This is a genomic window from Dyadobacter sp. BE31 (assembly GCF_031457695.1).
Lineage (GTDB): Bacteria > Bacteroidota > Bacteroidia > Cytophagales > Spirosomataceae > Dyadobacter.
Window position 1 is genome coordinate 667,523 of sequence record NZ_JAVDXA010000001.1, and the last position, 13,057, is coordinate 680,579.

Sequence of the window (13,057 nt, forward strand, 5' to 3'; positions counted from 1 at the left end):
GCTTGACACCAATAGCGGGTTACCGCCATTCATCATCGATCATTCCATAACCAAAAACATTACTCAATGAAATCGCTATTGCTCTCCGGTTCGTTGCTATGCCTCGGGCTAACGAGTCCGGGACTTCTTAAGGCACAAACTGCGCCGGCCGCCGGACCACTTTCCGAAATCACATTCGCCACCTACAATGTGAGTATGGAAGCCGAGAACTACATCCCTCGCGGCACGCCGGGGAACTCCGAAAAGGTATTGATCAAGGAACTTGCTTCCGGCGCGAACCAACAGATCAAAAATATCGCGCAGATCATCAAAACCGTCCGTCCCGATGTCATTCTGCTCAATGAGTTCGACTATGTGAAAAACCCCGCGGAAGGCGTCGGCCAGTTTATAAAGGGTTATCTCAAAGCGGATTCGAATGGCGCGAAGGGCATCGACTACCCTTACTACTATTATTCGACCGTGAACACCGGCCAGCCGACGCCCTATGACCTCGACAGGAACGGCAAAACAGAGCAATACGGCTCCGACGCCTGGGGATTCGGCAACTATCCGGGCCAGTATGGAATGGTACTTTTATCCCGCTTCCCAATCGACACCAAGGCCATACGCACATTCCAGCACTTCAAATGGAAGGACATGCCTGATGCTTTGAAAACCACCACCGAGGACGGCGCCGATTGGTACGCCCCGGAAGCCTGGGCCCAATTCCCCCTTTCTTCCAAATCGCATTGGGATATTCCGGTGAAAGTCGGGAACAAAACCATCCACGTACTCGCAAGCCACCCTACCCCGCCTTCGTTCGACGGCAAGGAAGACCGCAATGGCAAGCGTAACCACGACGAAATCCGCTTCTGGAACGATTATATAACGGCTGGCAGAGGCAACTACATTTACGACGACAAAGGCAAAAAAGGCGGCCTCGCCTCCAATACCTCGTTCGTAATCCTTGGTGACCAGAATGCCTCCCCCGACGAAGGCAACGCCATCCCCGACGGCATCCGCCAGCTCATCGCTAACCCGGCTGTGAACGGTACCACGGCCCCAGCCAGCAAGGGCGGTACCGAACATTCCCCAGCCAATGCATTTGCCAAGAACCACACTGCCTTCTGGCGCATGCGCGCGGATTACGTGCTACCCTCGCGCAAGGGCTTTAAGATCATCGACAGCGGCGTTTTCTGGCCTGCCAAAGGCGAGCCGATGGCGGAGTTGGTGGAGAAGCGGGAGTCGAGCTCGGATCATAGGTTGGTTTGGGTTAGGGTGAAGGTTGAGTGATGGGCGCATCCTCAGCAAGGGGAGCCGGTTAAAGCAACAATATCAATAACCAAACGACCCGAACTATTCCGGGCCGTTTGGTATTTTAAAAGACCTTTGTCTTGATTGTTAGATGACCTTTTTTGGCCGTCCCGGGAATATAGTCAATCCGAACCTCCCTGTCATAGAAATCCCAACGGCCTGATGAATCAATGCGCCCGGCGGGAAGCTCAAAGGTCCATACGCGGTGTATCGTATCCGGATAGTAGATCTCCACCGTGGCCGTACCATCCAAATATCCGCTGATGGATGCTTCTACGACGTCCGCATGGCGGGAGCGGGAAGAATCCTCAAACATATATATCTGAGAAGGATCGGGAACTTCGAATACGCGTTCATCTTCCATCCAGTACGGCCACATTAGCAGAAATGGGGCAAAGCCAATGAAGAACAGGATGATCGCTTTGGCTATGTTATGGACGTTAAATATGTTTTGCCATTTCATTTTAAAAGATTGAAGTCTTGATTGTGAGATTCCCTTTTTTCGCCTCCCCCGGGAAATATTTGATGGCTATCTTTCTATACACATAGAGATCCTGATGCGACTTGACATTTACCTTGCCTTTGGGCAAATGAATACTATCGTTAAGCCCTCCGATCAAGTAACTCTGAACTACTACCACCGCAGGTGCGTCCAATGTCCCTGTCACGGTGGTTGCGACACAGCAGCTAGGGTGGAAAGAAGCCGAGTCTGTGAAGTAATGCTTTTTGATACATCCGTTATGTGAAACTCGCCCTTTTCGAATGAGCAACCTACGGCTATATGGATAAACAACAGGCTGATAAATAACCTACTATCCAAATATCTCTTCCTTTCCATCTTCATTTGCGTCATTTCAAAAGATCAAAGTCTTAATTTTTAGGCTACCTTTTTTCGCTTCGCCCGGATAATATTTGATAGCAATTTTTCTATACCCATAGAAATCTCCGTGCGAGTTCTCGATATTCACCTTACCCTTCGGCAAATGCAGGCTATCGATAAACCCACCGATCAAATAACCTTCGACAATTATCAAGGCCGGCGCGTCCAACATGCCGGTCACGGAAGTGGAAACGCAACAGTCGGGATGGAACGAAGTGGAATCGGTAAATGTGTGCTCTTTCGACACGTCCGCGATGTAAAACTCTCCCTTTTCATATGAGCAACCGGCGGCTATTCCGATGAACAGCAAGCTGGCAAACGCCTTAAAACCTTTCATCTCAATAGATTGATGTTTTGATTGTCAGACTTCCTTTCTTCGCTTCGCCGGGGAAATATTTGATCACGATTTTCCTATACACATAGAGATCTTGCTGTGACTTGACGTACACGTTACCCTTCGGCAAATACAGACTATCGTTGAGTCCACCAATTAAATAGCTCTGAACAACCACCAGGGCTGGTGCATCCAACTTACCAGTCACTAATGTTGCCACGCAGCATCTGGGGTGAAACCACGCCGAATCCGTAAAATAATGGTTTTGAGATACGTCAGCTATTTGAAATTCTCCTCTTTCAAATAAACATCCAGTGATCGTTATTGTGGCTAGCAGACTTGGAAACAGCCTGTCGGCCACATATTTTTTAACGATTTGAAATTGATTCATATAGCTCAATGGCATCTGTTGGCTCCGTTTGTCCAAAAAAATGTTTGAGGTGTACCAATGGACACGTTTACAGGCATTAGCCTCTTGCCCTCCCCAGCCGCGATTTTTTTCAGAGCAGTATCTGCTATCAAGGCTAGTTTTAGGCCGGGATTGTGTATGGGTATGGTCGCCAAAGAAGCGCTGACGCTCTTGTATATCTTAACCCCGAGATCATTATTATGCAAATCCATTTCCATCTGATTCGGCGGCGACTCCAGTTCGTGGTTATTGGTGATTTGAAGTGCAGTTGACACTCCAAATTCCATGCACAGGATTGCGGACAACACCGCATGCTTATATGCATTCCAGTTACCATCGTCCGAAAGATTGCAGTAAAACCATTCTGCGAAGGACATTGCCGCAGCCGTTGCGGAGGCGGCCTGCGGTATCATCCATATTCTATTCAAGAAGTAATCTTTCTCCGTGTCATTGATCCCACCCCAAAAACTGGATATATAGGGCAACTGCATCAATTCATTGAAGAGCACGGCGCTTCCGCTGCTCAGCGATACATCCAGAGAATTCGACCACACTGTTCCGCTACCACTAGAACCCGAGCTTATATACACCATCTCACAAGTAGTCTCCTGATAAACCCAACCCGAGCAACCATAGCCAGCCACGCACCCTTGATGGTACCAGTCCGTGCAGACTTCCACCATGTCCGACGTACGGCCGCCTTTATTTGGCCCGAATGTGGCTACCTGCTTTCCTGCTTCGTAAATCAGCCCATTCACGAGCTTGCCATTCATGTCAAAAAAGTAAACCTTCCCTTCAAAGTTGGAGGGGTCGACCTGGCCGTTCTTTATTCTTGGCTCATAATCTGCATCGAATACCGTCCGCATTTCCATGGCTTCCATTTTACCGCGTACCTTGCGCACAACGAGGCTTCGCTGGATCCTTCCAGCTACATTCTCTTCGTCAGGCTTCCGCTTATCCTTTCGGCCGTCTTTAATGCGGCAACCAAGGAAATTGCCCGATAACACCGGCACTACCACGATTTCATCGTCCTCCGCCACTTTCCGCTGCGTCGCAGCTCCCCAAATCACTTTGTCATAAGGCTGCCCGACGCTTCGGGATGATTTGCGAAAGTCAGAATACCATTTCTGAGCTTGCCCGACGGTGAAGTCATCAGAGGGCAACACATTCGCTTTTTCACCGGTGTCTTTACACCCAAACACAAAGGCAAAAGCAATCACCAGCGCGGAGCGCCGGACAATGCATTTTTTCATAAATTTGAAAGGTTTTGGTTGAAAACTTGACTCAAACCGCAACCCCGCCCGTCAGGTACCAAGCTTACGGCGGGGTTTTGATTTTGGTGAATGTTGGGATTCGAAGAGAGATATACAAATGACATTCACCTTAAAAACGGGCGCTCTGGCAACTTCTAGCGGCAATAGCATTACCCTACGGCACATGGCACCATAACCATCTGATTTTCAACCAATAGAATCTACCCACCGGCAACTAATTTTTGCCGTTGCTTGATAATTACTTGCCACTCAATGTGTAGAAGAAGTTAATAAATATCAAAGGCACAAAGAGAAAGGGCGACATCTGCTCTCGCAAATGCCGCCCTTCGTATTTCTCTTTTTTATATCTTACTGCCCTCCACCATACATATTAAACGCAGCCAGATGCTTCTGGAAAATCGCTTCGTATTTCTTCGCGGCGGCCTCCTGTTTCGCGTCGCGGCATTCCTGGACGATCACTTGCATGATGTACAGGTACACATTGCTGTCGCGGCGGCGTGTCGTAGAATTGTTCTTCGCCCAGGTAAGCACTTCGTCGGCGCGGTTAGCCATTGTTTCGGCTATTTCCAGCGCTTTCTTCGTTTCACCCAAGTCGAACAACGGGCCTATGAAATTGGCTGAAAACTGATCGTATGGAATGCTCTTATCCGGCATGGTGGTCAACGAGCGCTCGATAGCCTTTTTCGCTTCTTCCTTACGGCCGTCGGCGATGAGTTGGCCGGTGAGGCGCAGGAATGCGATGCGTGCCGTTGCTACCGGTGAGCCGAGGTAGGTATTGTCATAATAAGTGTTCGGATTGTCGAGCTCGCGCCAGAACATCTTCGTCATCATATTATTGTACATCACATCGGCATTCACGTAGCCGTCGCTGGCGCCAGGCACTTTCACCGGCAACAGGCGATAAGCGTAGCCTTCCAGCTGCATGTACTCTTTCAAGTTCAGGTAGCTCGATCCGCCCAGGGTCGACGAGAAGTAAATAGGGCGTTTCCAATCGTTGGAGGCGATGATATCGAGCATGATCAGGTCGGATTTGTACAAATCGCCTTTACCGATCGTCCAGCTGATCGAATCGCTCACAAATGGAACGAGGTCGCTTTTGATGATATTCATCTTTTTAACAGCCTCTGCATCCACCGGCAGGAACAATACCGACGATGGCAGGATGGACGTCATATCGCCGCTTGTTAACGGCACCTGAATAGCCTTGTTTTCCTGTTTTACTAATCCAAGATATTCTTTCAGGTTGATACCTGCCTTCACGCTTGGGATTTCATAGAAAGGCACGATATCATTCTTTCCGAATGCGTAATTGTTCTTGTCGAGTGAAATCGGCAGCGCTTCCGACAGGTAAGTCTTGCGCTTCATCTGGTCGATATACCAGTCGGTACCGAGGAGGCTCAGGTTACACACACGCACATCCGTACGGAAGCCCTCTACCTCCTGCACGTACCACAACGGGAATGTATCGTTATCCCCCCCTGTGAAAAGGATCGCATTCGGCGCACAAGAGTTCAGGAGATTTTTAGCGAAATCAACCGAGTGGTAACGATGGTCGCGGTTGTGGTTATCCCAGCCTTTTGTACCCATAATAACCGGAGCTACCAAACCCAATGCAGTAGCAACGCCGGCACGGGCGGTACCGCTTTTCACAAACTTGCTGATTGCATCCGCGATGGCAATGACACCATAGCCAATCCAGATACAGAAAATGTAGAACGAACCTACATAAATATAATCACGTTCACGCGGCTCGGTAGGTGGGGAGTTGAGGTAAACCACCAACGCCACACCGGTCAGGATAAACAACAAACCTAATACAAGGAGGTCGCGCTTCTGGCGGAAGTAGCAAATCACAATACCGAACAATCCAAGGAGGAACGGTAGCATATAATAGTTATCGTGAGCCTTATTATTGGCGATCGGCTCAGGATATTTGGTAGAAACATCCCAGGGTGTCATATTACCGGCGCCTTCCTCATCACTCTCACGACCAACAAAGTTCCAAAGGAAATAGCGCCAATACATATGCCCGATCTGATACGAGAACATGAAAGAGAGGTTATGCGACATGGTGGGTTTCTGACCTTCCGCCAGACCGGTCATTTGCATATACAATTGCGGGTGCCCCGGCTGCGTGCTATACATACGTGGCAGCAGCATATTTGCGCCTGGCTCATATTCGTACTCCGGGCGGTAGTCGTAAATCACGTACTTACCATCCTGCTTGCGGTACATCGGCGCACCACGTTTCTGGCTTACCGGACGTGATACGAACGACGGCCCGTACAACAACGGGCGGCTGCCATACTGCTCGCGTTTCAGGTAGGACACGAAGCTCAATACGTCATTCGGGTTATTTTCGTTGATCGGCGGGTTATACTCGGCACGCACCAGTACCATCAGGTAGCTGGCATATCCGATCAATACAAATGCCAATGAAAGCAAGCTCGTATTGAGCAGCACATTGCCTTTCTTTTGAGAAAAACGGATTCCCCAGATCAGCGCGCCGATGAACAATATAATGAAGAAGATCACCCCTGATTTATAAGGCAATCCCAAAGTATTTACAAAGAATATCTCAAATTTACCTGCAATGCTCGGCAAGCCCGGGATGATACCGGAGTTGATGATCCCCAAAACCACCAGACCGCCAACGAAAGCCATAATACCTCCGAAAACACTGACTTTCTGATACTTCTTGAAATAATAAACCAGTGCAAGCGCCGGAATCGTAACGAGGTTCAACAAGTGAACACCGATAGATAATCCTACCAGATAGGCGATCAGGATCAACCAGCGGTTCTCCGCAGCTGGGTCCTGAATGCGCTCCCATTTGAATACCGCCCAGATAACAATCGCTGTGAAGAAGGACGACAAACCGTAAACCTCAGCTTCCACTGCCGAGAACCAGAAGGAGTCGGACCAAGTATAGGCCAATGCACCAACGATACCGGCTCCCATTACAAGAAGCGTATCAGCTTGTGTCAGCTCTTCGTCATTTTTGGCAACCAGTTTACGAACCAGCAGGGTAATGGTCCAGAAAAGGAAGAGGATGGTAAATGCGCTGCTCAGCACCGATACCATATTGATCCAATACGCTACTTGCAGCAGGTCCCCCATGGCAAAAAGGGAGAAAATACGGCCGATTAGCAGGAAGAAAGGCGCGCCCGGAGGGTGAGGAACCTGCAATTTGAATGCACAGGCAATAAACTCCCCGCAATCCCAGAAACTGGCGGTACGTTCGACGGTAAGGGCGTAGGTGATGAATGCAATAGCAAAGACAATCCAACCCGTAAGGTTGTTTGTACGGCTGAAACGGGTCATCTGAAAGACGGTAAATTTGAAAAAGTTATATGCACAATGCGCAAAGATGGCGACTCTTTTTGAGCAGTTCTATCAATGATCGGCCAAAATTAGCAAAATAACCACAACGGCAACGGTTTGTGAATCTTAAAAAAAGTTAAAGGGGCTGTCGGCCTTCGGCTATCGGCAGTCGGCTTAATTACCTAAAAGAATAATCCATCAATAGCGGAAAGCCGAAGTACGAAAGCCGACGGCCGACGTCACTTATAAAATATCCACTTCACCAATTCCTTATAACTAACTTTCTTCCCGTACATAAGGATACCTACGCGGTAAATGCGGGCAGCGATCCAGGTGGTACCCATGAAACCTAATACCAGAAGCACCATCGACAATGCGATTTCCCAGGCCGGAACGCCAAACGGAATGCGGACCATCATGATGATTGGCGAGGTGAATGGGATAATGGATGTCCAGAACGCCAGCGTACCATCAGGGTCGCGGAGGACGAATTGGGCAAATACAAAGGAGAATATAATGGGCAATGTAATGGGTAGCATAAATTGCTGTGTATCCGCATCATTGTCGACGGCCGCCCCAACGGCGCCGAATAGCGCGCTATACAGTAAATATCCACCCAGGTAGTAGAACAGGAAGCAGCCGATGATCAGCGGGAGGTTCAGGCTGGACACTGCGCCGAGTACTTCCGCAACAGGATTATCGACATTGCCACCAGGCAGGCCCTGGTTCGGCATTTGCGCTTTCTTCATTTCCTGCGCCATCTGCGCCGATTCTTTCGACATCTTACTGGCAATTACAGCCGATGTGGCGCTTGTCAATGCGGTAGTCAGTAAAATCCAGAGCACGAACTGGGTGAGCCCGACCAACGCTACGCCGATGATCTTGCCGAGCATCAGCTGGAACGGTTTCACGGAAGAAATGATCACTTCCACGATCCTACTGGTTTTTTCCTCGGTGATTCCGCGCATTACCTGAGTTCCGTAGATGAATACAGACATATAAATGAGGAATGCACAAATCCCACCGATAACAGTGGCCGCGCCCGAGCTGCTGGTTTTCTCTCCTTCTTCACTCAGGCTGATCGTTTCCGAATTGACATTCACGCGTGAATCTTCCAGAATCTTATGCGTGATACCCGCCTCCGCGAGTTTGATGTCTTCGATTTCCTTCTCGATCACCTTTTCGATCTCGGATTTCAGTTCTAAACTCACATTTTTGGCTGCGTAAATGCGGACGCTTTTGGGCGATTTGATCACATTGGCCGGAATATAAACCAGCGCATTGGCATCGCTGTTTGGAAATGCAGCTTTGGCGGAGTCGATACTCGTATCTGTCAGTTCGAACTTTAAGGTTTCCGAATCCTTGAATTTGTTCCGGAATAATCCGCTTTCATCGAGTACCTGCACCGTTTTGATATCCACCGAGCTCACCGCGGCCCAGAATACCGTCCCATAGAAAGCCACAAAAAGCAACGGCCCCAGCACGGTCATCACCAGGAACGACTTCTTTTTGACCCTTACCAGGTATTCTCTTCTAATAACCAGAAATATATTTCGCATGGGAATCGGATTAATAACTGTGAATGGAATGCGCCCGGGTTATGCCTCGGGCACTTCATTGACCGCCTTCATAAAAATATCGCTCATCGTCGGGATATTCTCTCCAAACGCGCGGATCTCCACTTTCGACAACAAATTGAGCAACAACGCATTGGAATTCGCTTCACCGTCCAGATGGATATTGGAGCGCAGGTAGCCATCTTCGAGGATCTTCTGGTCGAGGATTTGGTATATAGGGTCCAGTTCGTCGAGATGGCCTTTGTATTCGACAAAATAGGTATGTGTCTTGAATTGCTCTTTAATCTCTCTTTTCGCACCGTCGAGCACCTTGCGCGACTTATGGATCAATGCGATATGGTCGCAAAGTTCCTCCACGGTTTCCATCCGGTGGGTCGAGAAAATGATCGTGCTACCCTTCTGTTTCAATTCTAGGATCTCATCACGGATCAGATTGGCATTAATCGGGTCGAAACCGGAGAATGGCTCGTCGAGAATGATCAGGTCGGGCTCGTGCAGGACAGTCGAAACGAACTGCACTTTCTGCTGCATTCCTTTCGAGAGGTCACCGATTGTTTTGTCCCACCAGGTCTTAATATCAAACTTAATGAACCAGCTTTTGAGCTTTTCCATTGCCTCCTTCTGCGAAAGCCCTTTAAGCTGCGCCAGATAGAGCAACTGCTCCCCTACTTTCATCTTCTTATAAAGTCCCCGTTCCTCCGGCAAATAGCCGATCCGCGAAATGTGATTGGGATTTAGCGGCACGCCATCGAACAATATCTCTCCGCTATCGGGACCGGTGATCTGGTTAATAATCCGGATCAGCGACGTCTTCCCCGCGCCATTTGGCCCCAGCAGCCCAAAAATGCAGCCTTTGGGAATAGATATACTGACATTGTCCAGGGCGGTGTGGCTGGAATATTCCTTCGTTACATTCCTTACCTCTATGATGTTCATAAATCTCAAAACGATGTAGTCGCAAATATGCGAAGTAATTTTCCTGGTCGCGGTAACCGCAGGTATAAAAGCCTTATTTGACTGACCAATGGCAAAAATAAAAAGCGGGCGGAATAATCCGCCCGCTTTACGCGGCACAGGCCGGTTAATATTTATGCGTATTTCTCCCGGATCTGGAAAAGGACCCAGAAACCGATGATCCCGCCGATGATAAAGCCCAAAATGCTCAACTGGATCAGGTTGCTGATCAGGCCGATCAACAGTGCGTAGTAAAGCAGGTTCCATCCCGCTCTTTTGCGTGCTTTAAGCGGCGAAAACGCCATCAGATACATCACCAGCGTGACGATCCCTAGCGCAATCCCAATGTAAGCATTGAACCCAATACCTGCCGTAAGTCCCCCCGCACCCAAAACCGCACCACCTACGCCCAGCGCCGTGAGCAAGCCCAACACCCCGAGAATAGAGAGTACCAGGATAATGTAAGGGCCATACTGCACGAGAAATTCTTTGACGCTCTCGGAAAATGGCGGGAATTTTTGAAGGAAAATGGGTTCGAGTTCCTTTTCGAGAAGTAGTTTAGATTCCATAGACTGGGGATTTTTTAGCTGAATTTCAAACAATTAATTTCTAAAACTAAAATAAAATTCAGGAACCCGATCCCCACGACCTAGTAAGCGTTCCAACTGTTTATTAAGCGGCCCTACGCAACTTTCCAAACGACATCCAGCCGCTAATCTTCGGGATATGGCACGTACACAAAACCCGAAAACTCGCCGATCAATGCAAACAGGCAGCAGAACTCTTCCGGGTTTTTATAGTTTTCCGTGAAAAGCAGCACCGATTCCGGTCCGATCAGTTTGCGATCGACAAACTCCTGCATGTACGACGCCTTGTAAATATAGTTATTTGTAAGTTCTCTCGCATCGATCAGCAACACGCCCAGATCGAGCTCGTTGTTAGTAACCGCGAAAATCGGGTATTCCGAAAAGCCACGTTTACGGATCTGGTATGAAGCTTCTTTCAACTGGTCGGCGACCTTGACAAAATCCTGCGATATATAACCCATCAATTTCTGATTCAAATCCGGAGAATTCGCATCGTCCATCAGGGTGTTTTCATTGCTGTTGTTAATCATAATGTACTTCGGCCGTCGGCTTTCGGCGGTCGGCCTTTTTTAAATTATACCTCGGCTGTCGGCTTTCGGCAATCGGCTTTTTTATAAATAATATTATTCTAACTCAAAAAGGCTGACAGCCGATAGCCGACAGCCGAAGTAACCCTCACATCCTCGCCGCCAAAAGCAACGTCAAATCCTTATATCTCATATTAAAGCTCCGGGCGATGTGGGAGTTGGTGAGCGTGCCTTTGTGGCAATACACTCCTTTCATAAACCAACGATTGGCATAAATCATTTCCTCAATGCCGCCTATTGTGCCGGTTTGGAGCAAAAAGGGCAAAAATACATTGCTGAGCGCCGTACTCGCCGTGTGCGCCACGCGCGAGGGGATGTTAGGCACGCAATAATGGATCACTTCATTGTATTTGAACGTCGGGTTTTTATGCGTCGTCATCCGCGAGGTCTCAAACGACCCGCCCTGATCAATGCTAACATCGATGATCACCGAGCCGGGTTTCATTTTCGACACCATTTCACGCGTTACGACCATCGGGCTCAGGCCATTCTCGGCCCGCATGGTACCGATCACCACATCCGCCCTGCCAATGGCTTCCGCCAGCGTTTCGGATTCTATAATGGATGTGTACAGGTTTTGCCCGATCGAGTATTTGAGCCTTTGCAGGCGGTAAATGTGCTTATCGAAAACCTTCACGTCCGCGCCCACGCTAAGGGCTGCGCGTGTGGCATATTCCGAAACGGTACCCGCGCCGAGGATTACGATTTTGGTTGGCGGTACGCCCGTAATCCCGCCCAGGATAATGCCCCGGCCGCCATTTGGTGTCGAAAGGTACTCGGCAGCGATGAGCAATACCGTGCTTCCGGCGATCTCGCCCATGGCACGGATGATCGGCTTCCCTCCTACCTTGTCCTCGATCAGTTCGTAGCCAATGCCGGTTACTTTCAGTTCATTCAGCTTTTCAAAATATTGCTTTTCCAACGCAGGGAGATTGAGCGCCGAAATCAGCGTCGTCCCCGCTTTCACGTAACGAAACTCCTCTTCCACCAGCGGCTCCACTTTCAGGATCACATTGGCCTGGTACACTTCCTCGGGACTGTGCACGATCTTCGCACCGGCTTCGCTGTATTCATGGTCCGACAGATTGGCTCCTTTGCCGGCGTCTTTTTCTACCCATACTTCGTGCCCGTTCCTGACCAGTATCGCGACCGCGTCGGGCGTGAGCGCTATGCGGTTTTCCTGTAACGAAACCTCCCTCGGCAAGCCGATATGCAGCGAATTCTGGTCCTTCCGGACCGCCATTAACGATTCCTGGGGGTAAAGCACCGACTGCTTGGCGAGCTCTTCAAAACCGGTAATCTGAGGTTGTGCCATTGACTAGCAAAATGAAAGTGAAACTGTAACTAACTAAATGTGACCTCTTATACCTTGGTGACTTCCAATATTCTCATGCCAGTTTCATCCGCTTCCAGATGCAGCTGCATATATTTCAGCGGCCAAAGGTTCTCCACCTTACCCGGCCACTCGACAAAACAAAGGTCCCCCGAATCGAAGTACTCCTCCACGCCCATATCCAGGGCTTCTGTTTCGTCCTTAATCCTGTAAAAATCAAAGTGATAGATTGTTCTGCCCCCCGCATCATATTCATTCACCAGCGAGAAAGTGGGGCTCTGCACATGGGTTGTAACCCCGAGATGGCTGCATAGTGCCTTAATGAGCGTCGTTTTACCTGCCCCCATCTGACCTTCGAAGAGCCAGACGGGCGTTTCTGCACCAAGCCTCAGAAGTGCTTCGGATACATTTCCGAGCTCGCTGAGTTCTTTAAAACGAATAACCGTGGGCTGTCCAATCATGTTACAAAAATACACAATTTGGAAAAACCCGTGACAATTTTATG

12 protein-coding genes are annotated in these 13,057 nt (G+C 49.1%); 1 reads left to right on the forward strand and 11 read right to left on the reverse strand.

The features are described from left to right. Positions 1–66: 66 nt before the first annotated feature. Positions 67–1,272: an endonuclease/exonuclease/phosphatase family protein gene (locus J2Y43_RS02890; RefSeq protein ID WP_309981345.1), complete on the forward strand. Its 1,206-nt coding sequence runs from the start codon at positions 67–69 to the stop codon at positions 1,270–1,272. 85 nt (positions 1,273–1,357) lie between these two features. Here J2Y43_RS02890 and J2Y43_RS02895 read toward each other — a convergent pair whose 3' ends face one another. From J2Y43_RS02895 to tsaE, 11 genes are all read right to left on the reverse strand, one after another. Next, on the reverse strand, positions 1,358–1,756 hold the full coding sequence (locus J2Y43_RS02895) for a hypothetical protein (protein ID WP_309981344.1): 399 nt from the start codon (positions 1,754–1,756) through the stop codon (positions 1,358–1,360). A 391-nt stretch (positions 1,757–2,147) separates the two neighbouring features. Next, positions 2,148–2,510, reverse strand: a complete 363-nt coding sequence (locus J2Y43_RS02900; RefSeq protein WP_309981343.1) for a hypothetical protein — start codon at positions 2,508–2,510, stop codon at positions 2,148–2,150. 1 nt (position 2,511) lies between these two features. After that, on the reverse strand, positions 2,512–2,913 hold the full coding sequence (locus tag J2Y43_RS02905; protein ID WP_309981342.1) for a hypothetical protein: 402 nt from the start codon (positions 2,911–2,913) through the stop codon (positions 2,512–2,514). After that, positions 2,904–4,169 carry a DUF6973 domain-containing protein gene (locus J2Y43_RS02910; protein ID WP_309981341.1) on the reverse strand — a complete coding sequence of 422 codons (1,266 nt, stop codon included), beginning with the start codon at positions 4,167–4,169 and terminating at the stop codon, positions 2,904–2,906. Before J2Y43_RS02910 ends, J2Y43_RS02905 begins: the two co-directional genes overlap by 10 nt. 369 nt (positions 4,170–4,538) lie before the next feature. Then, positions 4,539–7,514: a DUF2723 domain-containing protein gene (locus J2Y43_RS02915; protein ID WP_309981340.1), complete on the reverse strand. Its 2,976-nt coding sequence runs from the start codon at positions 7,512–7,514 to the stop codon at positions 4,539–4,541. A 239-nt stretch (positions 7,515–7,753) separates the two neighbouring features. After that, positions 7,754–9,073 (reverse strand): ABC transporter permease, encoded by a 1,320-nt coding sequence (locus J2Y43_RS02920; protein ID WP_309981339.1) that lies wholly within the window; start codon positions 9,071–9,073, stop codon positions 7,754–7,756. Positions 9,074–9,112: 39 nt separating this feature from the next. Further along, positions 9,113–10,027 (reverse strand): ATP-binding cassette domain-containing protein, encoded by a 915-nt coding sequence (locus J2Y43_RS02925; protein WP_309981338.1) that lies wholly within the window; start codon positions 10,025–10,027, stop codon positions 9,113–9,115. A gap of 152 nt (positions 10,028–10,179) precedes the next feature. Beyond that, positions 10,180–10,614, reverse strand: coding sequence for a hypothetical protein (locus J2Y43_RS02930; protein ID WP_223401252.1), 435 nt, complete (start codon positions 10,612–10,614; stop codon positions 10,180–10,182). A gap of 143 nt (positions 10,615–10,757) precedes the next feature. After that, positions 10,758–11,162: a hypothetical protein gene (locus tag J2Y43_RS02935; protein WP_309981337.1), complete on the reverse strand. Its 405-nt coding sequence runs from the start codon at positions 11,160–11,162 to the stop codon at positions 10,758–10,760. 145 nt (positions 11,163–11,307) lie between these two features. After that, entirely contained in the window at positions 11,308–12,534 is a 1,227-nt protein-coding gene (locus J2Y43_RS02940; protein WP_223401251.1) for an alanine dehydrogenase, read from the reverse strand. A 47-nt stretch (positions 12,535–12,581) separates the two neighbouring features. Beyond that, positions 12,582–13,013 (reverse strand): tRNA (adenosine(37)-N6)-threonylcarbamoyltransferase complex ATPase subunit type 1 TsaE, encoded by a 432-nt coding sequence (tsaE, locus tag J2Y43_RS02945; RefSeq protein ID WP_309981336.1) that lies wholly within the window; start codon positions 13,011–13,013, stop codon positions 12,582–12,584. Between the last annotated feature and the right edge of the window lie 44 nt (positions 13,014–13,057).